22 protein-coding genes, 1 tRNA gene and 1 rRNA gene are annotated in these 25,405 nt (G+C 43.1%); 22 read left to right on the top strand and 2 right to left on the bottom strand.

The window, feature by feature from the left end:
• Positions 1–7: 7 nt before the first annotated feature.
• The 4 genes from rrf to JEQ21_RS07230 all read left to right on the top strand — a co-directional run bounded on the left by rrf (position 8) and on the right by JEQ21_RS07230 (position 2,490).
• Positions 8–123: ribosomal RNA gene (gene rrf / locus JEQ21_RS07245) — 5S ribosomal RNA — on the top strand.
• A 9-nt stretch (positions 124–132) separates the two neighbouring features.
• Positions 133–206 (top strand) — tRNA-Asn (locus JEQ21_RS07240).
• A gap of 125 nt (positions 207–331) precedes the next feature.
• Complete coding sequence (trhO, locus tag JEQ21_RS07235) at positions 332–1,315, top strand: oxygen-dependent tRNA uridine(34) hydroxylase TrhO (RefSeq protein WP_196967248.1); 984 nt, start codon at positions 332–334, stop codon at positions 1,313–1,315.
• Between the two features lie 113 nt (positions 1,316–1,428).
• A complete protein-coding gene (locus tag JEQ21_RS07230; RefSeq protein ID WP_199364708.1) occupies positions 1,429–2,490 on the top strand; it encodes a serine hydrolase in 1,062 nt (353 codons plus the stop codon).
• Between the two features lie 63 nt (positions 2,491–2,553).
• On the opposite strand, the gene rsmG is transcribed toward JEQ21_RS07230, so the two are convergent.
• Positions 2,554–3,267 (bottom strand): 16S rRNA (guanine(527)-N(7))-methyltransferase RsmG, encoded by a 714-nt coding sequence (gene rsmG, locus JEQ21_RS07225; RefSeq protein WP_199364707.1) that lies wholly within the window; start codon positions 3,265–3,267, stop codon positions 2,554–2,556.
• Positions 3,268–3,354: 87 nt separating this feature from the next.
• On the opposite strand from rsmG, the gene JEQ21_RS07220 reads away from it, so the two are divergent.
• The 18 genes from JEQ21_RS07220 (at position 3,355) to greA (ending at position 25,217) form a co-directional block, all read left to right on the top strand.
• The gene (locus JEQ21_RS07220) at positions 3,355–3,918 is read left to right on the top strand and encodes a LemA family protein (protein ID WP_196091466.1); all 564 of its coding nucleotides are present in this window, start codon (positions 3,355–3,357) and stop codon (positions 3,916–3,918) included.
• 1 nt (position 3,919) lies between these two features.
• The gene (htpX, locus tag JEQ21_RS07215) at positions 3,920–4,822 is read left to right on the top strand and encodes a zinc metalloprotease HtpX (protein WP_199364706.1); all 903 of its coding nucleotides are present in this window, start codon (positions 3,920–3,922) and stop codon (positions 4,820–4,822) included.
• Between the two features lie 8 nt (positions 4,823–4,830).
• On the top strand, positions 4,831–5,364 hold the full coding sequence (locus JEQ21_RS07210) for a YceD family protein (RefSeq protein WP_199364705.1): 534 nt from the start codon (positions 4,831–4,833) through the stop codon (positions 5,362–5,364).
• A 165-nt stretch (positions 5,365–5,529) separates the two neighbouring features.
• Positions 5,530–7,614, top strand: a complete 2,085-nt coding sequence (locus JEQ21_RS07205; RefSeq protein ID WP_199364704.1) for an AAA family ATPase — start codon at positions 5,530–5,532, stop codon at positions 7,612–7,614.
• Positions 7,615–7,847: 233 nt separating this feature from the next.
• On the top strand, positions 7,848–9,272 hold the full coding sequence (gene gndA, locus JEQ21_RS07200) for an NADP-dependent phosphogluconate dehydrogenase (RefSeq protein WP_199364703.1): 1,425 nt from the start codon (positions 7,848–7,850) through the stop codon (positions 9,270–9,272).
• Positions 9,273–9,281: 9 nt separating this feature from the next.
• On the top strand, positions 9,282–9,980 hold the full coding sequence (locus JEQ21_RS07195) for a winged helix-turn-helix transcriptional regulator (protein WP_199364702.1): 699 nt from the start codon (positions 9,282–9,284) through the stop codon (positions 9,978–9,980).
• Positions 9,981–10,117: 137 nt separating this feature from the next.
• Entirely contained in the window at positions 10,118–12,310 is a 2,193-nt protein-coding gene (locus JEQ21_RS07190; RefSeq protein ID WP_196091472.1) for a PTS transporter subunit IIBC, read from the top strand.
• A 19-nt stretch (positions 12,311–12,329) separates the two neighbouring features.
• Positions 12,330–13,172, top strand: a complete 843-nt coding sequence (locus tag JEQ21_RS07185) for an endonuclease/exonuclease/phosphatase family protein (RefSeq protein ID WP_199364701.1) — start codon at positions 12,330–12,332, stop codon at positions 13,170–13,172.
• 231 nt (positions 13,173–13,403) lie between these two features.
• Entirely contained in the window at positions 13,404–13,877 is a 474-nt protein-coding gene (gene nrdR / locus JEQ21_RS07180) for a transcriptional regulator NrdR (RefSeq protein ID WP_196091474.1), read from the top strand.
• Positions 13,864–15,048, top strand: coding sequence for a hypothetical protein (locus tag JEQ21_RS07175; protein WP_199364700.1), 1,185 nt, complete (start codon positions 13,864–13,866; stop codon positions 15,046–15,048). The genes nrdR and JEQ21_RS07175 overlap by 14 nt, the downstream gene beginning before the upstream one ends.
• Positions 15,049–15,942 carry a primosomal protein DnaI gene (dnaI, locus tag JEQ21_RS07170; RefSeq protein ID WP_199364699.1) on the top strand — a complete coding sequence of 298 codons (894 nt, stop codon included), beginning with the start codon at positions 15,049–15,051 and terminating at the stop codon, positions 15,940–15,942.
• 13 nt (positions 15,943–15,955) lie between these two features.
• Complete coding sequence (gene der / locus JEQ21_RS07165; protein WP_199364698.1) at positions 15,956–17,266, top strand: ribosome biogenesis GTPase Der; 1,311 nt, start codon at positions 15,956–15,958, stop codon at positions 17,264–17,266.
• Positions 17,267–17,314: 48 nt separating this feature from the next.
• Complete coding sequence (locus JEQ21_RS07160; protein WP_199364697.1) at positions 17,315–20,395, top strand: DEAD/DEAH box helicase; 3,081 nt, start codon at positions 17,315–17,317, stop codon at positions 20,393–20,395.
• 68 nt (positions 20,396–20,463) lie between these two features.
• The gene (locus tag JEQ21_RS07155; RefSeq protein ID WP_199364696.1) at positions 20,464–21,033 is read left to right on the top strand and encodes a hypothetical protein; all 570 of its coding nucleotides are present in this window, start codon (positions 20,464–20,466) and stop codon (positions 21,031–21,033) included.
• Positions 21,030–22,364, top strand: a complete 1,335-nt coding sequence (gene murC, locus JEQ21_RS07150; RefSeq protein WP_196091480.1) for a UDP-N-acetylmuramate--L-alanine ligase — start codon at positions 21,030–21,032, stop codon at positions 22,362–22,364. The genes JEQ21_RS07155 and murC overlap by 4 nt, the downstream gene beginning before the upstream one ends.
• Before the next feature lie 51 nt (positions 22,365–22,415).
• A complete protein-coding gene (locus JEQ21_RS07145; RefSeq protein ID WP_199364710.1) occupies positions 22,416–22,907 on the top strand; it encodes a GNAT family N-acetyltransferase in 492 nt (163 codons plus the stop codon).
• A gap of 65 nt (positions 22,908–22,972) precedes the next feature.
• Entirely contained in the window at positions 22,973–24,721 is a 1,749-nt protein-coding gene (gene mltG, locus JEQ21_RS07140) for an endolytic transglycosylase MltG (RefSeq protein ID WP_233340803.1), read from the top strand.
• A gap of 13 nt (positions 24,722–24,734) precedes the next feature.
• Positions 24,735–25,217: a transcription elongation factor GreA gene (gene greA, locus JEQ21_RS07135; RefSeq protein ID WP_196091481.1), complete on the top strand. Its 483-nt coding sequence runs from the start codon at positions 24,735–24,737 to the stop codon at positions 25,215–25,217.
• Here the strand turns inward: greA and JEQ21_RS09950 are convergent.
• Positions 25,209–25,405, bottom strand: a 197-nt coding sequence (locus JEQ21_RS09950; RefSeq protein WP_233340801.1) for a hypothetical protein, incomplete at its 5' end; no start/stop codon positions are given. The genes greA and JEQ21_RS09950 overlap by 9 nt on opposite strands.

Genomic DNA, 25,405 nt, shown 5'->3' with positions numbered 1-25,405 from the left:
AATTTAGTTAAGTGACGATAGCCTAGGAGATACACCTGTTCCCATGCCGAACACAGCAGTTAAGCCCTAGAACGCCGGAAGTAGTTGGGGGTTGCCCCCTGTGAGATATGGTAGTCGCTTAGCTTTTTCTTATCCGCCATAGCTCAGTTGGTAGTAGCGCATGACTGTTAATCATGATGTCGTAGGTTCGAGTCCTACTGGCGGAGTTCCTGACCTCTAGAGGTCTTTTTTTCTTGTTTTTAAGCTAAAATTCTTGGGTTTTCTTCTATTTCAAGTTATAATGAATTGAATTTTAAATTCAAATGATCGTTTAAAAGGAGAATGAAATCTTATGGCAAAAGATATTCGTGTTCTATTGTATTACAAGTATGTTCCAATTGAAAATGCGGAACAATTCACCAAAGACCATTTGGCATTCTGTAAATCCATCGGTCTCAAAGGGCGAATTTTGGTAGCAGATGAGGGGATTAATGGTACTGTATCTGGTGACTTTGAAACAACTCAGAAGTACATGGATTATGTTCACTCACTTCCAGGGATGGAGGATCTCTGGTTTAAAATTGACTTGGAAGAAGAACAAGCCTTTAAAAAGATGTTTGTTCGCTATAAGAAAGAAATTGTTCATCTTGGTCTAGAAGATAACGATTTTGATACAGATATTAACCCACTTGAAACAACAGGTGCTTATCTTTCACCAAAAGAATTTAAAGAAGCTCTTTTGGATGAAGATACAGTTGTACTCGATACACGGAATGATTATGAATATGATTTAGGCCACTTCCGTGGTGCGATTCGTCCTGATATTCGTAATTTCCGTGAATTGCCTCAGTGGGTACGGGATCACAAAGAAGAATTTATGGATAAGCGTGTCGTGGTTTACTGTACAGGTGGGGTTCGCTGTGAGAAGTTCTCAGGTTGGATGGTCCGTGAAGGATATAAAGATGTAGGCCAATTACACGGTGGAATTGCAACTTATGGTAAAGATCCAGAAGTTCAAGGAGAGCTCTGGGATGGAAAAATGTACGTGTTTGATGAGCGTATAGCAGTTGATATCAACCATGTGGATCCAGTGGTCGTTGGTAAAGATTGGTTTGATGGAACCCCATGCGAACGGTATGTAAACTGCGGAAATCCTTTCTGTAACCGTCGCATTTTAACTTCAGTGGAAAATGAAGATAAATATCTTCGAGGTTGTAGCCATGAGTGCCGCGTTCATCCTCGCAACCGTTATGTTTCTGAAAACGGATTAACTGAGGCCGAAGTTATTGAGCGTTTAGCAGCTATTGGAGAAGTATTAGATCCTGTTATGGCTTAAAACTAGTTTTGAAATAAGTTCGAGTTTTTCTACTCGAACTTTTTCTTTTCTATTGTTTTTTGCTTTTTTATATTTTATAATAAGTGAGTTGAAAATATACAAAGTGAGGAATTATGAAAAAGAACATTAAGTGGATTGTTGGATCTCTAGTTGCGCTTGCCTCTGTTGCCTTTATTGCCGCTGTCTTTTTTGCTAGTACAAATTCAAATGCCAATCCATTTTCAGAAATGGTGAAGCAAATTACTGGTCAAAAGGCTGAAGAAAAGAAAGAGGAAGAGCCTAAGGAAGATATCGTCAGACCGATAAACAAGAGCCAATCTGATAAGCAACGCGTTATGGAAGAAGATGCTGCTACCATGAATAGTTACGGTCTTTACTATGATTATGCCAACATGTCGCTAGAAGATGTTGTAAAGGCATATATGGATGAGTATGGTATTGACTATTCACAAGTGGCATTCAGTTATAAAAATACAAAATCTAATGAAACATTTGCTTTTAATGATACGCAAGCTATGACAGCTGGGTCCACTTATAAATTGCCGCTTAATATGCTTGTTGTAGATGAAGTTGACAAGGGCAATCTCAGTTTGGAAGAGGAATTTGATATCACTAATACTCAGTATGAATACCAAGGAGAGCACGATAATTATGTAGCTGCTTTTGGAGGTGCGATGACGATTCCAGATATGCAGGTTTATTCATTAGTTTATTCTGAGAATACGCCGGCTTACGCGTTAGCAGATCGTTTAGGTGGTATGGACAAGGTTTACACCATGTATGACCGTTACGGGACATCCAAAGGTGAAATTAAAACGATTTCGACTGAAAACAAAACAACAACGGATTACTTTATTCAAGTACTTGATTATCTCTGGAAAAATCAGAAAAAGTACGCAGAAATATTACGGTTAACGGGTGAGTCCTTCCCTGGAGAATATTATAAGGGATTACTACCTGGTTTGAAGATTGATCAGAAACCGGGTTACGTCAATGAAGCTTTAAATGTTAATGCAGTGGTTTATGAGGAAACACCTTATCTTGTTGCCTTGTACACAGCAGGCTTGGGTGGAAGCACAGTCGCTTCAACCGAAGTGAATCCAGTAGGTCTTTACCAAGTTAGCCAATTAGCCTATGTTATTAATGAGTGGCATCGTGTGAATATGAATCCCTAAGGCTTTCAATTTTTTTATTCGAAAAAAAGACAGAAAAAAATCCAATTTCTGTCTTTTTGTTTTTTATAATGGCCGTTTTGCAGGGATCCCCGCTTTTCGTGGATATTTATTGGGTGTTTCTTTGCGTTTTTCTAAGATAGTCAAGGCACGAGGATCCCCGTTAGGAAGTTGATAGTTCTCTGTGCTGATAAGCTTGGTAAAGAGAATATTGGATGCATTCTTAGCTTCTTCGATTTCCTCAGCTGCATCACTAGCCTTGAGGGCTAGAAGTTGCCCGTTTAGTTTGAGGAAGGGGATAGTTAGTTCAAGGAGAATAGGCAAGCGGGCAACAGCTCGAGCTGTAACTAGGTTAAAGGTGGCTCGGTAATCTTTGTTCTGTCCGAGATCCTCTGCGCGTCCATGGATAAAGTGCACCTTATCCAATTCCAATTTTTCAGATAGTAGCTGAAGGAACTGGATGCGTTTGTTTAGAGAGTCGATAATTGTGACTTCGAGTTCAGGCAAGAGAATCTTTATGGGGAGGCTTGGAAAACCTGCTCCCGCCCCGATATCTAGTAGTTGGAGTGATTGATTTGTGATGTGTCCAAGGTAGACTGGGGCCAAGGAATCATAGAAGTGCTTGAGATAGACTTCCTCCTTGTCCGTGATGGCTGTGAGATTTATTTTTTGATTCCATTCAACGAGTAGCTCATAGTAAGTTTCGAATTGCTGTTTTTGTGTTTGGCTTAGAGGAAAGCCTTGTTCTTCAAGTTTTTGATAGAATATTTCTGGTTTCATAAATCCTCCCTTTTCCCTTTATTCTAACACAATCTAAGCTAATTTTGATATACTAGTACTAGTTTTACGAAAGGAAGGATGTATGGAATGTGGATTTTACTTGGTATTATTTTGATTCTAATCGTATTTGGAGTTGCTTCCTATAATGGTTTGATTCGTTCTCGGATGCAAACACAGGAAGCCTGGAGTCAGATAGATGTACAATTGAAGCGTCGGAATGATTTGATTCCTAATTTGATTGAAACGGTGAAAGGCTATGGGAAGTACGAGCAGTCTACCTTGGATAAAATCACGAGCCTCCGCACCCAGGTTCAGCAAGCTGCTAGTCCAGCAGAAGCTATGGCCGCTAGTGATGCCTTGAGTCGTCACGTTTCAGGTGTGTTCGCGATTGCTGAAAACTACCCCGATTTGAAGGCTAATAGCAATTATTTACAACTCCAAGAAGAGTTGACGAATACAGAAAACAAGATTGCCTATTCTCGTCAACTCTATAATAGTGTTACGGCTAAGTACAACACCAAGTTGGAAACAGTCCCAACAAACTTGATTGCAAATTTCTTCCATTTTCAACCTGAGGAATTTCTTCAAATTCCGGAAGAAGAGAAAGCTGTTCCAAAGATTGATTTTGGGGCGAATGGGCTAGGAGACTAAGATGTTATTTGACCAGATTGCAAGTAATAAAAGGCGTACATGGGTGTTGCTCTTTGTCTTTTTCCTCCTTCTAGCCTTGATTGGAGCTGCAGTTGGTTATCTTTGGTTGGGAAATGTCTGGGGTGGGGTGTTGACGGCCTTCATTATTGGAGGGATTTATGCCCTAAGCATGATTTTCCAAGCTACGGAAATGGTGATGTACATGAACGGAGCTCAGGAAATCAAAGAAAAAGATTATCCTGATTACTATCATATTGTCGAGGATATGGCTATGGTAGCTCAGATTCCTATGCCGCGTGTTTATGTGGTACAAGATCCATCTCCTAATGCTTTTGCGACTGGCTCCAATCCTAAAAATGCGGCTGTGGCTGCCACAACTGGTCTGCTGGATATGATGAACCGGCAAGAGCTAGAGGCGGTCATGGGACACGAAGTGAGTCATATTCGCAACTATGACATTCGCATCTCGACCATTGCTGTGGCCTTAACCAGTGCTGTGACCATGCTCTCGAATATAGCGGGTCGTAACCTTTGGTACAGTATGGGAGGGCGCCGTCGCCCCAATTCTGATGAGAATCAACAAGGCGCAGCCAATATTATCTTCTTGCTTTTATCACTTTTGGCGATTGTGTTAGCCCCGCTCGCAGCGACTTTGGTACAGTTGGCCATTTCTCGCCAACGCGAATTTTTGGCGGATGCCTCCAGTGTTGAGTTAACTCGAAACCCCAAAGGAATGATTTCCGCTTTGGAAAAATTAGAAGGGGGACCTGCAAGTAAGCGGACAGTTGATGACGCAAGTGCTGCCCTCTACATCAATGAGCCTCGAAAAGCTGGAAGTCTTCAAAAATTATTCTATACCCACCCACCAATTCCAGAACGGATTGCTCGTCTGGAAGAAATGTAAGGAGAATCATGTTCCATTTACAAGAAATTCGTCGTAAACCCGAAGGCATTGCCTTTGATCAAGAACTAAGTCTGCTAGCCGATCTCCAGGAACGCAATCCTGAGATTCTGGATCTGCAGAACATCAAAGCTATAGGTCAGGTAGTCTATGAGGATGGCCTCTATTTTTTGACTTACAAGCTTTCCTATGACATTACTCTAGCTTCCAGTCGCAGTTTAGAACCCGTGTCCCTCAAGGAAAATTTTCCTGTATCTGAAGTCTTTGGAGATGCGGCGGATGCCGCATCTCTAAGTGAAGAAGAGAGTCTCTTCCTCCTACCGATTGAGGGAGATGGAATTAGCTTGGAAGACAGTGTGGCAGACAATATTCTTTTGGAGATTCCTCTCAAGGTTCTGACGCCAGAAGAGGCAGATGAGGACACAATGCCTACTGGTAATTCTTGGCAGGTTTTAACGGAAGAAGATTTTGCGCAGCAGCAAGCTTCCGCGAAAGAAGAAAGTAATCCTTTTGCGTCGCTTAAAGACCTATTTACAGAAGAGTAAGATTATTTGGAGGCGAAAGCCTCCATTTTTTTGTAAAAAAACGTAACAATTTGTTGACAACATATTACAGAACTGTTAAAATAATTATAGTCAGTAAAGGTCAAATAGTAAGTATTGGTCAAAAACCTGCTGATTAACAATAAGAAAACTAAAAGAGGTAAAACCATGAATTATAGAAATGATGATTATTTTAACCAAATGGACGATTTGATGAACCGCTTGATGGGAGGTCAAGGTTTTCAAAGAGAAACTCGCCGTTACAGAATTAATGGCCAAGAAGTGACACCCGAGCAATTTGCGGCTTATCAAACACAGTCTGGTCAAGCTGTTCGACCAGCAGCAACACCAGTTGAGGCAACTGAACAAGGGATCTTGGCTAAGTTGGGACGGAATTTAACAGCTGAAGCGCGTCAAGGAAACCTGGATCCAGTCCTTGGTCGGGAAAAGGAAATTCAAGAAACGGCTGAAATTCTGGCTCGTAGGATCAAGAATAACCCAATTTTGGTAGGGGATGCAGGTGTTGGGAAAACGGCTATTGTCGAAGGTCTAGCGCAAGCAATTGTGAAAGGGGACGTACCAGCTGCGATTAAAGATAAGGAAATTATTTCCATAGACATTGCTAACCTTGAAGCTGGGACTCAGTACAGAGGAAGTTTTGAGGAAACCATTCAGAAATTAATAGAGGAAGTACAAGCTGCTGGAAATATTCTCCTCTTCTTTGATGAAATTCATCAAATTCTTGGAGCTGGAAGTACTGGTGGAGATTCAGGTTCTAAAGGATTGGCAGATATCTTGAAACCAGCTCTTTCACGAAGTGAATTGACAGTAATTGGGGCAACAACAGAAGATGAATATCGCAATACAATTTTGAAGAGTGCGGCTCTTGCAAGGCGGTTTAATGAGGTGAAAGTCAAGGCGCCGTCTGCAGATGCAACTTTCGAAATTCTAAAAGGCTTACGGTCACTCTATGAAGAACACCACAATGTGTTATTGCCGGATGCGGTACTTCAAGCAGCGGTTGATTTTTCCGTTCAATATATGCCGCAACGGAGCTTACCGGATAAGGCCATTGATCTTTTGGATATCACGGCAGCTCACTTGGCAGCCCAGCATTCTGAAGTCGATGTCTTCGAAGTGGAGAAAGAAATCCAATTGGAAAAGGCTCGACAAGAAACAGCGGCTGAACAACAAGATTATGAAACAGCCCTTAAGCACAAGGTTCGAATCCAAGAATTGGAAGAGCAAATCAGCCAGCAACGCGCAAGTAAACAAATGGAAGCAAGCGTGAATGATGTGGCTGAATCTATCGAACGTTTGACCGGAATCCCAGTCGCGCAAATGGGTGAAAATGATATTGAGCGCTTGAAAGGATTGAAAGAGCGATTGGAAAGCCAGGTGATTGGTCAAAATCAAGCTGTAGAAATGGTAGCGCGAGCTATCCGGCGCAACCGAGCTGGTTTTGACGATGGCAATCGCCCCATTGGTAGTTTCCTCTTTGTAGGACCGACTGGGGTTGGAAAAACAGAATTGGCTAAGCAATTGTCTATGGAACTTTTTGGTAATAAGGATGCTGTGATTCGCTTGGATATGTCTGAATATGCGGATAAAACAGCAGTTTCGAAACTACTTGGAACCACTGCAGGTTACGTAGGCTATGAGGATAATGGCAATACCTTAACCGAACAAGTCCGCAGAAACCCGTACTCCATTCTCCTTTTTGATGAAATTGAAAAAGCGGATCCACAAGTTCTAACCTTGCTGTTGCAAGTCTTGGATGATGGTCACTTAACAGACGGCCAAGGTAATCGCGTTAATTTTAAGAATACAGTGATTATTGCAACATCAAATGCAGGTTTTGGACATGGTTCCCTCGATGATTCAGAGGAATTGATGGAGAAATTGGCTCCTTACTTCCGGCCAGAATTCCTTAATCGCTTTAATGCAGTCATCGAATTCCGTCATTTGGAAAAATCCGATTTGGCTCAAATCGTAGAATTAATGCTGGGTGATGTTCAGAAAACGTTAGATAAAAAAGAAATTCATCTGGATGTGACCGCACCCGTTAAAGAAATTTTGATTGAAAAGGGCTACGATCCCGCTATGGGAGCACGCCCCCTACGCCGTGTGATTGAACAAGAAATTCGAGATAAAGTCACCGACTACTATCTCGACCATTTAGATTCCAAAGATCTACTAGCTGAGGTTGTGGATGGTCAAATTATGATTCAAGCAAAAGAGCAAGCAGCTTAAACTAGAGAGGTTGGATGAGTGCCAACCTCTTTTTAAGGATCTCACTTCGTTTTCAGAAAGAATATTAATTCCAGCCAAAGAGAATTCTTTTAACAATTGGATTGCTACAGTAGAGTATGCGAAGTGGATACCAGGGTTTGCGAAAAATGGGAAGTGGGTACCAGAGTTTGCGAAAAATTGCAGAAGAATTTTATAGGTGGTATAATGGAATCAAATAGTATAAGGAGAGACTCATGTCAAAAGCAAATTTTGGTGTTGTTGGTATGGCCGTTATGGGGCGGAATCTTGCGCTCAATATCGAGTCGCGTGGCTATAAGGTAGCTATTTATAATCGCAGTAAAGAAAAAACAGAGGATGTGATTGCTTCCCATCCCGATAAAAATTTTGTGCCTAGCTATGATGTGGAATCATTTGTGGCATCGATTGAAAAACCTCGTCGCATCATGTTGATGGTCCAAGCAGGTAAAGGTACAGATGCAACCATCCAAGCTTTGCTTCCATACTTGGATAAGGGAGATATCCTGATTGATGGCGGAAACACCTTCTACAAGGACACGATTCGTCGCAATGAAGAATTGGCGGATTCAGGTATTAACTTCATCGGAACAGGGGTTTCCGGTGGTGAGAAAGGGGCTTTAGAAGGACCTTCAATCATGCCTGGCGGACAAAAAGAGGCTTATGAACTGGTAGCAGATGTCTTGGAAGAAATTTCGGCTAAGGCACCGGAAGATGGAGCACCTTGTGTGACCTACATTGGCCCAAATGGAGCTGGTCACTATGTAAAAATGGTTCATAATGGAATTGAGTATGGCGATATGCAATTGATTGCAGAGAGCTATGACTTGATGAAAGGTCTTTTAGGACTATCCGCTGAGGAGATGGCAGATATCTTTACTGAGTGGAACCAAGGGGAATTGGATTCCTACTTGATTGAAATTACATCAGATATCCTGCGCCGTAAGGATGACCAAGGTCAAGACGGACCGATTGTGGATTACATCTTGGATGCAGCAGGAAATAAAGGAACTGGTAAATGGACAAGCCAATCAGCTTTAGATTTAGGTGTACCATTACCCTTGATTACTGAATCTGTATTTGCTCGTTACATCTCTACTTATAAAGAGGAGCGTGTGGAAGCAAGTAAGATTTTGGCAGGTCCAAGTGTAGCAGCCTACGAAGGAGATAGGGCTGAGTTGATTGAAAAAATCCGTAAGGCCCTTTACTTCTCTAAAATTATGTCTTATGCACAAGGATTTGCACAATTGCGCGTGGCAAGTAAAGAAGAAGGATGGGATCTACCATTTGGTGAGATTGCATCTATTTGGCGTGCAGGATGTATTATTCGTGCCCGTTTCTTGCAAAAGATTACAGATGCCTACAAGGAAGATGTGGATTTACCAAACCTACTCTTGAATGACTATTTCCGTCAAATTACAGCAGATTACCAGGCAGCCGTGCGTGAAGTGGTAGCCTTGGCCATCCAACATGGTGTGCCAGTTCCAACATTTGCAAGTGCGATTAACTACTATGATAGCTATCGTTCATCTGATTTGCCTGCCAACCTTATCCAAGCGCAACGAGATTACTTCGGAGCTCATACATATGAACGTAAGGATAAAGAAGGTATTTATCACTACTCATGGTATTCTGAAGAATAAGGAGTTGAGATGGGGAAACGCATTTTAATCATTGAACAAGATAGCCATTTGGCTCGTTTCCTCACCCTTGAGTTGGAGTCTGCAGGGTATGAAGTCCTCTGGGAGACAGACCATAAGGAGGCTTTGAGACTTGCTACGAGCCGAGATCTGGAGCTCCTTCTCTTTGACTTGCAAGCTGGATTTGATGCCAATCGTTCCTTTTTAGAACAATTGGCCCAAGTAAAACCCTCAGCGGTCATCATTGCTCTGGCTAGTCCTGAGGACCTCAAGGCTCAACAGGATGTGATTCATCAGTATACCGTCCTTGTCGCAGTGAAGCCTTTTGTAGCTCCGATTCTGCTAGAGCAAATCGCTTCCATATTTAGAGGGCGGGATTACATCAATCAACATTGTGGGCAAATTAAAAAAGTAGCAAAACACCACCAATTGGAGGTGGACCTAGCAAATCACATGGTTTTCCGCAAGGGGGAGCAGTTAGCTCTGACCCGACGAGAGTATGATCTCTTGATTGCGCTGATGAGTAGTCCTAAAGCTCTTACGCGAGAGGAGTTACTCGAGCGTGTCTGGAAGTATGAAAATCCAGGGGGGACCAATATCGTGGATGTATACATTCGCTACCTACGAGGCAAAATTGATATCGAGGGGCAGGCTAGCTATATTGAGACTGTCCGTGGGGTTGGCTACAAAATGAGAGATTTAACTGTTTAAAAGGTTGGAGAGTAAGCTTCAACCTTTTTTAAACAAAAACTTTTGAAAACCTTTACAAAAAAAGCAGAATGCTGTATAATGTACTTGTAAGTCAAACGATTGCCTATCGTGAAGCTATTAAATAAATGAGGAGATGAATGATGAAAGATACATTCAAAAATCTAACGAGCTTTGAATTCTGGCAAAAATTCGGTAAAGCTCTGATGGTGGTTATTGCTGTAATGCCAGCCGCTGGTTTGATGATCTCAATCGGTAAGTCCATTCCGATGTTGGGGCCTGATGTAGCGGCCTTGGTCATGATTGGTAGCGTACTAGAACAAATTGGTTGGGGAGTTATCGGGAACCTACATATTCTCTTTGCCCTAGCAATCGGTGGAAGCTGGGCTAAAGAGCGGGCTGGTGGTGCCTTTGCTGCTGGTTTGTCCTTCATTCTCTTGAACCGCTTGACAGGGGTTATCTTGGGAGTAAACAGTGCCTTGTTAGCTGATCCGGATGCGACTGTCCAAACTCTCCTGGGTTCAACCATTAAAGTATCAGACTACTTTGTGAGTGTCTTGGAAGCACCTGCTTTGAACATGGGGGTATTTGTCGGGATTATCGCCGGTTTTGTAGGGGCAACAGCCTATAATAAATACTATAATTACCGTAAACTTCCTGATGCTCTTTCCTTCTTTAACGGAAAACGGTTTGTACCATTTGTTGTTATCCTACGTTCCGTTATTGTAGCGATTATCTTGGCAGTTGTATGGCCAATCATCCAATCAGGAATTAATGCGTTTGGTGTTTGGATTGCCAACTCTCAAGAGAACGCACCGTTTATTGCACCATTCCTCTTTGGAACCTTGGAACGTCTCTTGTTGCCATTTGGTCTTCACCATATGTTGACCATCCCTATCAACTACACCGCTCTTGGTGGTACTTACGAAATCATGACTGGTGCAACTGCAGGTCAAACTGTATTTGGTCAAGATCCATTGTGGTTAGCGTGGGTTACTGACTTGACAAACTTGAAATCTGCTGGAGATACAGCAGCTTACAATACCCTTTTGGAAACCATTACACCTGCTCGTTTTAAAGTGGGACAAATGATTGGTTCTATGGGTATCTTGATGGGTATCGTTTTCGCAATTTACAAAAATGTTGACGCTGACAAAAAAGCGAAATACAAAGGAATGTTGACCGCAACTGCCTTGGCTGTATTCCTAACAGGGGTAACAGAGCCAGTTGAGTATATGTTCATGTTTGTAGCTATGCCGCTTTATGTCGTATACGCTTTGGTTCAAGGTCTTGCCTTTGGCATGGCAGATATTGTTAACTTACGGATGCACTCTTTCGGTAGTATCGAATTCTTGACCCGTACTCCGCTTGCAATTAATGCCGGTTTGGGCATGGATATTCTTAACTTTATCTGGGTAACCGCACTTTTTGGTTTGGCAATGTACTTCATTGCAGACTTTATGATTCGTAAATTCAACTATGCAACACCAGGACGGAATGGGAACTATGAAGAAGGTATGGCTTCCGATTCAGCTGAAGCAGGTTCAGGTGATGGTAAGGTAGCAGCACCGTCTCAAGCGGTTAATGTTATTAATCTTCTTGGTGGTGCCAGCAACATTTCCGACGTGGATGCATGTATGACTCGTCTACGTGTTACTGTTAAGGATCCAGAAAAAGTTGGTTCTGAGGACTTGTGGAAAAAAGAAGGGGCAATGGGTCTTGTGATGAAAGACTCTGGAGTCCAAGCAATTTACGGTCCGAAAGCAGACGTCTTGAAATCTGATATCCAAGACCTCTTGGATTCAGGTGATGTGATTCCTCAAACAGTTATGACAGTCTTTGACGATGCACCTGCAGAATCTTCTGCTCCTCAAGGTAAATCTGTTGAGATCGCTAGTGTGGCGGATGGTGAAGTTGTTGAGTTAGCAGCTGTTTCTGACCCAGTGTTCTCTCAAAAGATGATGGGAGATGGATTTGCGGTTGAGCCAAGTAATGGTGAGTTCTTCGCACCTGTTAATGCAACAGTAACTAGCATTTTCCCAACCAAACATGCACTTGGTCTGTTGACTGAAGATGGCCTTGAAATCTTGATTCACATCGGTTTGGATACTGTAAGTTTGGAAGGAAAACCATTTACAGTACATGTTACAGAGGGGCAAAAAGTTGAACGTGGTGATCGCCTGGTAACTGCTGACTTGGATGCTATCCGTGAGGCAGGTCGTGAAACAAGCACTATCGTGGTCTTCACAAATCAAGATTTTGTTCAAAACGTCAAAGTAACAAAACTTGGCCAAGCTGCTAAAGGTGAAACCGTTGCGACAGTAGACCTATAAGAATAGAAAAGGGTAAAAAATGGCAAAATTCTTAACCTTGAACACCCATTCTTGGATGGAAGAGGAGCCAGAGAAAAAACTGGCAGATCTAGTCCAGCAGATTGTTCGTGAGGAATATGATGTCATTTGTTTGCAAGAAGTTAATCAGGAGATTAACTCTTCCCCTGCGGAAGAAGTGGCGGGCTACGTAGTAGCTCAGCCACTTCTTGCTATTCATGACGATCATTTTGCTCATGTTCTTGTAAAAGAACTGAAAAAATTTGGTTTAACCTATTACTGGAGTTGGGCTTATAATCATATTGGCTATGACCGTTACCACGAAGGAGTTGCAATCCTGTCCAAAGAACCGCTTAAAGCTAAGGAACTTCTGGTTTCTGAAATTGATGATCCAAGCGACTATCGTCGGCGTCAAGTTCTATTAGCTGAAACGGAGGTTGGTGGACAACGAATTCAAGTTGCCAGTGTACACCTTTCTTGGTGGGACAAAGGTTTTCAGGCAGAGTGGGCACGATTAGAAGCAGAATTGTCTCATCAATCCCATCCAGCAGTTTTAATGGGGGATTTTAATAATCCAGCTGGCCAAGAAGGTCACGCGCACATTTTAGCGAGTCCCTTAAATTTGCAAGACAGTCACTTGGTCGCGAGTGAAGTTCGAGGGGACTACACCATGGGTGGTCATATTGATGGCTGGGAAGCAAAAACTCCGCCTTTGAGAATTGATTTTGCCTTCCTATCCCAGGATTGGAGTGTGGACCGGTCAGTTGTGCTTTTTGATGGCGTCCATGGACCGATTGTCAGTGATCACTTCGGTCTGGAAGTCTGGGCAAGAATAAAAACTCCTGTCAAAGCGAATCAAAGCTAACTTGATTTGTAATTTTTGAAAAAAACATCTGTTCAATAGTGGTTGTTCGTAGTTCTTTGCGAACGATATTCTATTCTCAGAATGTAGCACTAAAGTTTATAGTAAGGTTGGGATCAGATTCCCAACCTTTTTTGGGGCATGAATTAGATTTCATTCGAGGACCTTGGTCAATTTTTGTTTCCCAGGCTAGGGGTGTGATATAATGAAGTATTGATGTGTAGGAGGTGGAGTATGCGGTGTCCAGAGTGTCAAAATGATGCAACCAAGGTGATTGATAGTCGGCAGGTTGAAAATGGGGGTGCTATTCGCCGCAGACGTGTCTGTGAAAACTGCCATCACCGTTATACTACATATGAACGGATAGAAACCAAGGCGTTAGTCGTCATCAAGAAGGACGGACGTCGTGAGAATTTTGAACCGTCAAAAATCTATAACGGGATTCTTCAGTCCGCAGAAAAGCGGCCAGTTACCTCTGACCAAATCAAGGATTTGGTCAAACATGTTGAAATCAATTTGCGAAATTCTTCTAGTGGAGAAGTGACGTCAGATGAAGTGGGGAGTCGAGTCCTGGAGGCACTTTCGGAACTGGATCCAATCACCTATTTTCGCTTCGCTAGTGTTTATAAACGTTTTAATGAATTAAGTGAAGTGGAAGAGTTGTTACGACAATTCCGGCAGAAAGGAGACGAAAGTGAAACCGATTGATTTCTTTCGCTATTGTCCTGGATTAGCACCTGAGGGTGATTCGGGGAATCTTATGGTTTGCTACTATCCCATCTTGGGGCCAGAGGCTTTTAGTCTCTATCACTATTTACTGGCTTTTTGGGATGGGGGAGCACAACCGATTCAAGTCAGTCAAGTACTCAACCATCTTCGCATGCCCATTACCCTTTTTACTCAATCCCTGGAACTTCTCCAAGTATTACGTCTAGCAGAGGTTTATAAGGGAGAGCAGTATCAGATTCAACTTTTGCCCCCACTGAATCGAAAAGAATTTTTAGAAGACCACCTCCTTTCCACATTATTGGAAGAAAGAATAGGGGAAGTTGCGCTCAAGGAGCTATTGCCCGAAAAAGTACTGGGACAAAAGCAGGAGGTCAATTTAGCGAAATTCTTTGATGGCTTACTTGTTCAAGAGGAGGAAATCCATCGCAAGCCCAAGACCAATCAATTTGATCAGGAAATGTTTGCAATGCGGATGGAAAAAAGTCAGTTACGTTACCAAGATCGTAAAAAAGATGTGGTTGACTTGGAACTTCTAGCGAGACGTTACAAGCTGAATTGGAATGAACTTTTCCTCTTGGCGGAAGAGACCCAGGTTCAAGGGAGAATTTCTGTTAAACGAATTGAGGCTAAGTTACAGGAGCCAACGCAGAAAACAAAAATGACTCCGGAAGAAGCATTCTATCTTAAAGAGAGTAAGAGTCAATCAGCTCTCAGCTTCTTAAGCCAGCTTAAAGATACGAGGGGAACTCGAGTGACAGATAGGGAGCGCGATTTAATTCACAGTCTCCAAAATCGTGGTTTTTTAGATGAAGTAATTAGTCTGCTATTTCTGTTAGCCTATAACAGGAATACAGGTCTTCACATTAATGAGCATTATGTCTTAAAAGTTGCGGGAGATTTTGAAGAGCAGGGGGTGGTCAATGCAGAAGCTGCGCTAGACCAAATCCACCAACATATGCAGGAGTATACTAGGACTGCTCCACAAAAGGCGAGTCAACCGAAACGAAGACAGGCGTCGACTGTCACCCAGACCAATGTCCCAAAATGGAGTCAGCGTGATTATGTGGACCAATCTACTCCGGAAGAGAAGCAGGCGCGAGAAGAAGAACGCCAACGGCTCTTCCAACAAATGAATGGAGAGGGAATCTAGATGAAACCAGTAAATGATGCCATAAACAATCGTACATCTTCACGTTTTGACTATCAAAGCTTGGTCAATGAGATTGTACGTGATCCAGAGGTTGCAGCTTTTATTGAAGAGCATCAGTTGAACGCAGAGGAAATCAGACGGTCCATTTCAAACTTTAGTCAGTTTATTAGTGAACGCGAATTGTACCAACGTGGTCAGGGATCCTATCTTTCGAAAGGGTATCAACCCATTCTGATCATGAATCAAGGATATGCGGATGTTAGTTACAAAGAAACCACTGAACTAATTGCTGCTGAAAGGGCTAAAGAAATACGGAATCGAGTCCATCTTCTCAATCTCCCCAATAGTCTTCGAGGAATTAGTCTCCAAGATGTTGACCCTGATGACCGATGGGGTACCATTCAGGAATTGACTCGATACCTTCTAAACTATCCCCAAGATAGTAAAGGCTTTTACCTTTATGGGGATTTTGGTATTGGAAAAACCTATCTGCTAGCGGCTTTAGCGAATGATTTGGCTCGTCACAAGGAAGTGGAGACGACTCTTCTGCACTTCCCAACCTTTGTCTTGGATTTGAAAAATGGTTTTGACGAAAAAACTTATCACCGGCAACTCAATCAGGTTAAGGGAGTTCCTGTTCTCATGATTGATGATATCGGCGCAGAGGTTTTCACACCCTGGTTGCGAGATGAAGTGTTACAAATCATCCTCCAACACCGGATGCAAGAGCGCTTGCCAACCTTCTTTAGCTCCAACTTATCTTTTGATGAGCTTCAGGTTCGGATGGCGCAGGGAAGAGCTGGTGATGAGACCTGGCAGGCCACACGTATCATGGAACGGATGCGTTTTTTAGCCAAGGAAATACACGTGCCGGGCCAAAACCGGCGAAATTAGAAAAGGAGAACACATGTCAGTAGCAACAGTGGCAATCGTAGGTCGCCCGAATGTTGGGAAATCGACCCTTTTTAATCGAATGGCTGGAGAGCGGATCTCCATCGTTGAAGATGTTGAAGGAGTTACTCGAGATAGGATTTATGCCCAAGCTAAGTGGCTCAATCGTTCTTTCAGTATCATTGACACTGGAGGAATCGATGATGTCGATGCCCCATTTATGGAACAAATCAAACATCAAGCTGAAATTGCCATGAATGAAGCAGATGTCATTGTTTTCGTCGTTTCAGGTAAAGAAGGAATCACCAACGCTGATGAGTATGTAGCTAAAATGCTTTATAAAACAGAAAAACCGGTGATTTTAGTTGTCAACAAGGTTGATAACCCCGAAATGCGCAATGATATCTATGATTTCTATTCTCTTGGATTGGGTGAACTCTTCCCAGTTTCCAGTGTTCACGGAATCGGAACTGGTGATGTTTTGGATGCGATTGTGGAGAATCTGCCTGCAGAGAATGCAGAAGAAGAATCGGATGTTATTCGCTTTAGCTTAATCGGCCGACCAAATGTCGGGAAATCAAGTCTCATTAATGCTATTTTAGGAGAAGACCGAGTTATTGCGAGCCCAGTAGCTGGTACCACGCGCGATGCCATAGATACACACTTTGTTGATGATCAGGGTCAAGAATACACCATGATTGACACAGCCGGCATGCGTAAGTCAGGGAAAGTTTATGAAAATACTGAGAAATACTCTGTCATGCGAGCCATGCGGGCTATCGATCGTTCCGACGTGGTACTAATGGTCTTAAATGCCGAAGAGGGTATTCGTGAATATGACAAACGCATTGCTGGTTTTGCCCATGATGCTGGTAAGGGGATTATTATCGTAGTCAATAAATGGGATACCTTAGAGAAAGACAACCATACCATGAAAAATTGGAAAGAAGATATTCGCGATCAATTCCAGTACTTGGCCTATGCTCCGATTATCTTTGTTTCCGCTTTGACAAAGCAACGTTTGCATAAATTACCCGACATGATTAAGGAAATCAGCCAGAATCAGAATTTACGAATTCCAAGTGCAGTCCTCAATGATGTCATCATGGACGCGATTGCGGTCAATCCTACACCAACTGATAAAGGTAAACGTTTGAAGATTTTCTATGCTACTCAAGTTGCTGTTAAACCTCCGACCTTCGTCATTTTCGTGAATGAAGAAGAACTGATGCATTTTTCTTATATGCGATTTTTAGAAAATCAAATTCGGAAGGCATTTGTCTTTGAGGGAACTCCCATTCACTTGATAGCACGAAAACGGAAATAGTGTCAAAGACCCAGTCGGGTCTTTTTGACTAGAAAGGATGGTGAAACCATGCGCATGATACCCGGCCGTGTACGCCAGGAGGGAAAACGGATTTATCAACAGGGGGCTGTTAGCTTTGTTGGTTACCAAAATGGACTTCGAGAATTTTTAGTAGGAGAGGAGGAAGTTGTTTATTCTCAAGATGGTAGTCTAGATAAGTGTAGCTGTCAAAATTTTGAAAATAAGGGGTATTGCTCGCACATTGCTGCAGTTGAAAACTATTTACGGGAGGCTGATTCTGAGGAAGGACTAAGAAAGAGTACAGAGAAAACTCTCCCAGTTCCGCTCTCCCAGTTGGATACCTTTGAAGGGACTCAATTTTTCAAGCACTTTCTTTCAGAGGATAGTTCTAAAGCCTACCTATCACTTGAAGTGGAGGGGAGTCTCTTGGGGACAGGGGATCGTTTGGCATGGACATTGCGCGTCCGCTATGGAGCATCTAAGGCCTATATCATGCGGGATATCCCTAATTTTCTTCAGCGCTTGGAATTTGGGGACAGCTACCGACTCAATCGCGCCTTGAAGCTAGATTTGAGTTGGGAGATATTGGAGCCCGCGAGTCGTGCTCTCTGCAACTTTCTCCTCTCTCTGGACGCTGAGCCAGACGCTAGCAGCCTCTTTTATCAGAAAAATGGCCGTTATCTCTATCTCCCCTTCCCCTTGCTTAAGCAAGCTCTTCCCTTTTTTCAAAAACTAGAGGGTTTCCAAATTTTGATAGAGGAGCGTAGGTTGACGGATTTTGCACCCAAACCCTTGTCTGAAGTCGAGAGCCCTTATCAGATTGACGTTCAGGTACAAACAGCAGGCTATAAGCTGGATTTCCAAGTTTTACCCCAGTTAGCGCTCTTTGATCATCAAATACTCTATTATCTAGGTGGTTTTTACCAGGTCCCTTATGAAGTTGGCCTCTTTCATCAAGAACTATTTGATCGTTTTCTATCTATTCGAAATCGGCAGCAGGAATTGCTCTTGGATGGCCAACAAATTAGTGATTTATATTATTTTAGAAAAAAATATCAAGGGGTTGTGCAAGTCCTTATTCCTAAAACTCTACAAGAAAAAGACTTTACAGTTCATCTGACCCTGGATAAGGATCCCAAAGGTTGGCTGCATAGCCGCTACTACTATGAAGTAGAAGGCAATAAGTATGTGGAAGCACACCAATTGACTGAAGCAGGAATTGTTTTAGACCCCCTCCATTACAGGGCTTTTGAGGAAGTTATGAGAGCAGCGGGCTTTCCTATGACCATGGTCGGCCGTCGTCTGCCCTTTTCAGAAGCGGATTTCTTGAAGTTCTTCCAATTCCATTTACCGCACTTGCAAGAAGTAGCTCAGGTAACTCTATCCCCAGCTTTTGGAAATATTCGTCAAGAGATGGAACTAAATATAACTGTTGAGGAGGGTCACCGCTACTTGCAAGTGCATTTTTCTATGGAGGGAATTGATAAAAGTGAAATTCAGGAAGCGGTAGAAATTCTTCTTAAGGGAGGTCTCTTTAAAACCAAGGCTGGCAAGTATGTCGGTCTGGCTCAGAAAGACCGAAGGCAACTGCAAGCGCTTGTGGACTTAGAGGGCAGTCAGTGGGACTGGCAATCAGGGCAAGTGCAGGTTAAGCGGCAGTTGTTGGGACGCTTGCAAAGCATTTTGCAGGAGGGTACTGTTACCTATTCCCAAGCACTTGATGAATTACTGAATCATTTAGCTAACCCTGCTAGTTTTCCGCTCCCTCAGAACCCTATTCTTGAGCAGTTGCGGGATTACCAAAAGGTAGGTGTAGCATGGCTTTCGATGCAGGCACACTATGGATTCGGTGGTATCCTAGCGGATGACATGGGGCTGGGAAAAACCATTCAAGCTATTTGTTTTTTGGCTCTCCACTTAGAACCTGGGAAGAAAGCCTTGGTGGTGGTTCCTTCTGGCCTTCTCTACAACTGGCAGGATGAGTTTCAACGCTTTGCTCCTCACTTGTCTGTGGGCCATATCTATGGCTCTAAACAGGAGCGTTTGCAGGTCTTGGAATCAGACCACCAAATTTATCTAACTAGTTATGGGAGTTTACGCCAGGATGTCACCGCCTACCAGAATCGGTCATTTCAGAGTTTAATTTTGGATGAAGCCCAGTATCTGAAGAATCAACGAACCAAAGTGCATGCTAGCTTAGAACAGATAGAAGCCCAGTCTATTTTTGCTTTATCGGGGACGCCGGTGGAAAACCGAATTGAGGAAATTGGTGCTATCTTTAATCTCGTTTTACCGGGACTTTTACCAGCAAAAAAGACTTTACTTAAGATGCCAGTGGAAGCAGTGGCGCAGCAAATTCGACCCTTTATTTTGAGACGAGATAAGCAAGAAATCTTGAAGGAGCTACCAGAAAAGAGCGAAGGAGTCTACGTAACGGAATTGCTGCCGGAACAAAAGACTCTTTATCTGGCTCAGTTAAGTCAGATGCAAGAACAATTGGAGGGCTTGTCTGAACAGGAATTTCGTAAGCGAAAAGTTGAGTTTTTGGCGGGTCTAACTCGTCTACGGCAAATCTGTGATAGCCCAGCTTTGTTCCTAGAAAATTACCAAGGAAAAAGCGGTAAGTTGGAAGCCTTGAAGGAGATGGTTGCCCGAGCCAAGGAAAGTGGGCAGCGGCTGCTAATTTTTTCTCAATTCGTAGGCATGTTAGACCTGGTGGCAGAATTGGTTGAGCAACAGGGTTTGAATTTCTACACTATTCAGGGATCAACCCCAGCCCAGGAAAGGCAGGAGATTAGTCATGCCTTTAATCAGGGGCAGGGTGATGGCATTTTAATTTCCTTAAAAGCAGGTGGTGTTGGCCTTAACTTGACAGGGGCAGATACGGTTTTTCTTTTGGATTTATGGTGGAACCCTGCAGTGGAGGAGCAGGCGATTGGTCGAGCTCATCGTATGGGGCAACAGAATCCTGTCCAAGTGTATCGATTTATTACGAAGGGGAGCATCGAAGAAAAGATTTTTGAATTACAAGAAAATAAACGCAACTTGCTTGGGTCTATTTTGGATGCTGGGCGTCCAAATGAGGCTATGAGTTTGGAGGAAATCAAGGAAATTTTAGGAATTTCATAAAAGCTGGGGAGAAGAAACTTGAAAATCGCGGAAAAAACGCTATAATTGAAGTTTGAAAGGATATAACGATGGCAGATAAACAATTTCCTTTGGAACCGATTTTTGAGGAACGCAAGTATTTGAATCTCTATGAAGAGTCAGATTTGATTTCGAATATTAAGGGAGACTATGAAGACAAGTCGATCTATGATTGGGCTCCTATTTCCAATGTAAGGCAGGAAGTTGAGCTTCCGCAAGAGGCGAAAACCTTTCAAACGGATGCGGCTTTGGGACGAGAAGAGGCCAGGGAAAGTGTGCGTCAAAAGCGGTCCGCGGCCTATCTTCAGGATGATCCCAACCAAACCTTTCGAAAAGAATTGCAGAGTCGTCGGCTCAAGACAGAACCAACAGCTTTGTTTCAACAGGAGTCTGCTTCTGATTACCGAAAGTATAGTCAGAATTTAAGTCAGGAGCGCTATATTTTAGCTGATTTACGTGGGTCTCGTGGACGGAAACCTAAAAAGTCGGCTAATAAAGATTCCTACGACTTTCTAAGAAAGAGTCAAATTTACCAAGAGAAAGAACAGAAAGTAACTCCTCGTCAAACCAATCAAGAACTGGATTTGCGTAAGTTGACGGGTGAGAAGGAGAAAAAATGACCAAGCGTTTTCATTTTATCGGAATCAAGGGTTCGGGCATGTCCGCCCTAGCCCTTATGCTACACCAAATGGGTTATGAAGTACAGGGGAGTGATGTTGACAAGTATTACTTCACCCAACGTGGTTTGGAACAAGAGGGGATCAAAATCCTTCCTTTTGACGCGGCTAACCTTTCTCCTGATTTGGAGTTGATTGCTGGAAATGCCTTCAAGGCAAGTAATAATGTAGAATTGGCTGCGGCGGAAGCACAAGGCATGTCCTACCGGCGCTACCATGAATTCCTGGGTGAATTCATGGAACAGTTCACTAGTCTTGGAGTTGCAGGGGCACACGGCAAAACCTCAACCACAGGTCTCTTGGCCCATGTACTTTCGAACATGACAGATACTTCCTATTTGATTGGGGACGGGACTGGTCGTGGATCAAAAGAAGCTGGCTATTTTGTATTTGAATCGGATGAGTACGAGCGCCATTTTTTGCCCTATCACCCAGCCTATTCTATTATTACCAATATTGATTTCGATCATCCCGATTACTTCACTAGTTTAGATGATGTGTTTGATGCCTTCGATACCTATGCGAAAAATGTCAAACAAGGTCTCTTCATTTATGGGGAAGATCCGTCTCTTCGAAAAATTACAGCGGATGCGCCGATTTACTACTATGGATTTGACCCTGAGCAGAATGATTTTATTGCCAAAGATTTGGTACGTTTGACCACCGGTTCAACCTTCACTGTGGTATTCCGAGGGGAAGAGCTGGGACAGTTCCATATTCCAACCTATGGGAAGCATAATGTGATGAATGCAACAGCAGTGATTGGCTTGCTTTATACGATTGGCTTCGATTTAGATTTGGCACGCCAGCACTTGACAACTTTCGCTGGGGTTAAACGTCGTTTTACAGAAAAGATTGTGAATGGTGTGACAATCATTGATGACTTCGCTCATCATCCAACGGAAATTATAGCGACCATCGATGCGGCTCGTCAGAAGTATCCAAGTAAAGAGATTGTCGCCATTTTCCAACCCCATACCTTCACGCGGACGATTGCCTTGATGGATGAGTTTGCGGATGCTCTGAATTTGGCGGATTCCGTTTATTTAGCTGAGATTTATGGTTCTGCTCGAGAAGTGGACAATGGACAGGTGCGCGTGGAAGATTTGGCTGAGAAGGTCCAGAAAAAAGGTGGCATTATTACCGTTGACAATGTTTCTCCTTTGCTCGACCATGACAAAGCCATCTTCGTCTTTATGGGAGCTGGAGATATCCAGACTTATGAGCACTCTTTTGAGCAGCTCTTAGCAAATTTAACCAATAATATTCAATAACCCATGAAGAGAGGCGGGCTGAGCCCGACCTCCACTTCTTTTTTTGGAGGAATCATGATTCGATTAGCAGCAATGGCAGACCTGGACCGCTTGTATGAGATTGAAGTCCAAAATTTTGGACAAAAAGAAGCTTTGCCTCGCGAAACCCTGGCCGTCCATATCCAAAACATCAAAACCAGTTTTTTGGTCTATGAAAAAGAAAACCGCATCCTAGCTTATATTGAAGGGCCGGTAGTTCCTGAACGTACTTTGGTGGATCGGAATTTTTATGAAGCCAAAGATTTTAGTGAAAAAACAGGTGGTTATATTTCAATTACCAGTTTGTCTGTGGCTCCAGAGGCCCAGAAGCATGGTCTTGCAACCATTCTTTTAGATGAGCTCAAGCAAGTGGCGATACAGGATGGTCGTGAGGGGATTAACCTCACTTGTCACGATTACTTGATAGGCTTTTATGAAAAACAGGGTTTTAAGTTGCTTGGACCTTCCTCTTCTACTTATGCAGGAGAAAAATGGTTTGATATGCTTTGGGAAAATAGCCGTTAATCGATATTGGAAATGGTGGTCTTTGTGATATAATAATCTAGATTAGTAAGAAGGAGGTCCCGCCTTTGGCTGACCAAGATGACAGACGAAGAGGTCTCAGCTTTAAAGAGCAAATTTTAAGAGACCTTTCCCAATCTAAGAAAAAACGACAGGAAGCCATGCTGGCTGCACAGCAGGCTAAAATGGAGAAGATCGCCAATGAGCAGGCGCGTGAGCTTGAGGCTGTGAAACCGACTGGGGCTGAGTCTGAACCGCAGGATTTAGGTCACAAGCATCCACCTAAGGTGCCCCTACAAGCAGTACGTGGAACACAAGGAGAGGCTAAAACCAACAAACCTCAAGAGACCAAGCGCCGTGGAAAATCTGTCCAGATTCCTCTATCAATTGGGAAAAAACACACCAAGACTATTGAGACCGAGGCTCTCCGCAAACAAAGGAGCGTCCCGGCCGCAAAAGAAAAAGCCCATGCCGAAGCGATTCAACAGAAACAACCTGGATCGCACATCCGCATGAAAGCAGCCCCTGGGAAGTCCCTCTCTTTTGCTGCCGAAGAAAATAAGCAAAGCCTGGCGCCTGTCAAGGAAGCCAAGTTGGCTCGGGTTGAAGCCGTTGCCTGGCAAGGAGAAGATGACGATATGGAAAAACGCTTAGAAAAACGAAGAAAGCAGAATCAAGTAGCCAAAAAGATAGTCGGGATCGTAACCCTAATCTTGCTTGTTTGCTTGATTGCTACTGGAATTTTTGGATATACCTATGTTCAGTCCGCTCTTGGACCTATTGATAAAGACTCAACCGAGTATGTCCAAGTAGAAATTCCAATTGGCTCTTCCAACCGTGAAATTGGTCGAATTTTGGAAGATGCCGGTTTGATTGAGAGTGGCCAAGTTTTCAATTTTTACACCCAATTCCGCAATCATACTGATTTCCAATCTGGTTACTATAACCTGCAAAAAAATATGGATGTAGAAGAAATTATTGAACGCTTGAAGGAAGGTGGAACAGAAAGTCCTGTTGCCCCGTCTTTAGGTAAAATAACCATTCCTGAAGGTTATACCTTGGAGCAAATTGCGGATGTAGTGACGCTGAATGCAGCTTCCAAAGACGGAAAAGAAAAAAGTATTTTCAGCAAGGAAGAATTCATGGCGAAGGTTCAGGATGATGCTTTTATAGAAGCAGAAAAAGCCAAATATCCAACCTTGCTGTCCAGTCTTCCATCTAAAGAATCTGGGGTTAAATATCGCTTAGAAGGCTATCTTTTCCCAGCAACCTATGATTACAATGAAGGGGATACAGTAGAAAACTTGATTGACCAGATGATTGCCGCAATGGATGCCAATCTGGCTCAATTCTACGGGACAATCTCAGAACAGCAAAAATCAGTAAATGATATTTTGACCTTGGCTTCCCTTGTTGAAAAAGAAGGGGCGACCGATGAAGATCGCAAGAATATTGCGAGTGCTTTTAACAATCGTCTTAGCCAACAAATGCCACTTCAAAGTAATATTGCTATCCTGTATGCTATGGGTAAACTTGGCCAGAAAACAACCCTGGCTGAAGATGCTGGTATTGATACCAACATTGATTCCCCATTCAACATATACAAAAATCAAGGCTTGATGCCGGGACCAGTTGATAGTCCAGGAATGGCAGCTATCCGCGCGACCATTGAGCCGAATAAGACAGATTACCTCTACTTTGTTGCTGATGTTGATACCGGTACTGTTTATTATGCCAATAATATCGAAGAGCACAATCGAAATGTAGAGGAGCATGTCAATTCCAAACTAGCCAATCAATCAGCTAGTTCCAATTAGAAAGTGAGAAATCATGGCAGAAAAAACCTATCCAATGACTCAGGCTGAAAAAGAAAAGCTTGAAAAAGAACTGGAAGAACTCAAACTCGTTCGTCGCCCTGAAGTGGTCGAACGCATTAAAATCGCCCGTTCATACGGAGATTTGTCAGAAAACAGTGAGTACGAGGCAGCTAAGGATGAGCAGGCCTTTGTTGAAGGTCAAATTTCAGACCTGGAAAACAAGATTCGTAATGCAGAAATCGTTGATTCTGATTCTGTAGCTAAAAACGAAGTCGCAATTGGCAAAACTGTTACCATCCAAGAAGTGGGTGAAACTGAGAAAGAAACCTATATGATTGTTGGGTCTGCAGGAGCAGATGCCTTTGCTAACAAGGTTTCCAACGAAAGTCCAATTGGACAAGCCCTAATCGGTCGTAAAACAGGGGATACAGTCACTGTACAAACACCTGTGGGCAGCTACGATGTCAAAATTTTGTCTGTTAAAAAATCAAAATAAGTAGGCTATGCTTGTAAGAAAAAAGACTTGAATCTTCTGATAGAGATTCAAGTCTTTTTTTGGTACGACGGGCATGTCGTACATCTGAGGTGTAAGTCCTCTGTGGGCACCTGCTACCGGTGAACCCAATAGCGACTCCCAAGCCTGACTATCGTGAGGTAGCGGGGAGAGGAAGGGATAGCGAAATC

The organism is Streptococcus sp. 121 (genome assembly GCF_016458205.1).
Lineage (GTDB): Bacteria > Bacillota > Bacilli > Lactobacillales > Streptococcaceae > Streptococcus.
Note: the sequence above shows the minus strand (reverse complement) of the source record. Positions and strands in the feature narration are given on the sequence as shown.

What these genes read in the sequence shown, in the direction of transcription:
- trhO (WP_196967248.1), top strand. Translation starts at nt 332, where the DNA reads ATGGCAAAAGATATTCGTGTTCTATTGTATTACAAGTATGTTCCAATT.
- JEQ21_RS07230 (WP_199364708.1), top strand. Translation starts at nt 1,429, where the DNA reads ATGAAAAAGAACATTAAGTGGATTGTTGGATCTCTAGTTGCGCTTGCC.
- rsmG (WP_199364707.1), bottom strand. Translation starts at nt 3,267, where the DNA reads ATGAAACCAGAAATATTCTATCAAAAACTTGAAGAACAAGGCTTTCCT.
- JEQ21_RS07220 (WP_196091466.1), top strand. Translation starts at nt 3,355, where the DNA reads ATGTGGATTTTACTTGGTATTATTTTGATTCTAATCGTATTTGGAGTT.
- htpX (WP_199364706.1), top strand. Translation starts at nt 3,920, where the DNA reads ATGTTATTTGACCAGATTGCAAGTAATAAAAGGCGTACATGGGTGTTG.
- JEQ21_RS07210 (WP_199364705.1), top strand. Translation starts at nt 4,831, where the DNA reads ATGTTCCATTTACAAGAAATTCGTCGTAAACCCGAAGGCATTGCCTTT.
- JEQ21_RS07205 (WP_199364704.1), top strand. Translation starts at nt 5,530, where the DNA reads ATGAATTATAGAAATGATGATTATTTTAACCAAATGGACGATTTGATG.
- gndA (WP_199364703.1), top strand. Translation starts at nt 7,848, where the DNA reads ATGTCAAAAGCAAATTTTGGTGTTGTTGGTATGGCCGTTATGGGGCGG.
- JEQ21_RS07195 (WP_199364702.1), top strand. Translation starts at nt 9,282, where the DNA reads ATGGGGAAACGCATTTTAATCATTGAACAAGATAGCCATTTGGCTCGT.
- JEQ21_RS07190 (WP_196091472.1), top strand. Translation starts at nt 10,118, where the DNA reads ATGATGAAAGATACATTCAAAAATCTAACGAGCTTTGAATTCTGGCAA.
- JEQ21_RS07185 (WP_199364701.1), top strand. Translation starts at nt 12,330, where the DNA reads ATGGCAAAATTCTTAACCTTGAACACCCATTCTTGGATGGAAGAGGAG.
- nrdR (WP_196091474.1), top strand. Translation starts at nt 13,404, where the DNA reads ATGCGGTGTCCAGAGTGTCAAAATGATGCAACCAAGGTGATTGATAGT.
- dnaI (WP_199364699.1), top strand. Translation starts at nt 15,049, where the DNA reads ATGAAACCAGTAAATGATGCCATAAACAATCGTACATCTTCACGTTTT.
- der (WP_199364698.1), top strand. Translation starts at nt 15,956, where the DNA reads ATGTCAGTAGCAACAGTGGCAATCGTAGGTCGCCCGAATGTTGGGAAA.
- JEQ21_RS07160 (WP_199364697.1), top strand. Translation starts at nt 17,315, where the DNA reads ATGCGCATGATACCCGGCCGTGTACGCCAGGAGGGAAAACGGATTTAT.
- JEQ21_RS07155 (WP_199364696.1), top strand. Translation starts at nt 20,464, where the DNA reads ATGGCAGATAAACAATTTCCTTTGGAACCGATTTTTGAGGAACGCAAG.
- murC (WP_196091480.1), top strand. Translation starts at nt 21,030, where the DNA reads ATGACCAAGCGTTTTCATTTTATCGGAATCAAGGGTTCGGGCATGTCC.
- greA (WP_196091481.1), top strand. Translation starts at nt 24,735, where the DNA reads ATGGCAGAAAAAACCTATCCAATGACTCAGGCTGAAAAAGAAAAGCTT.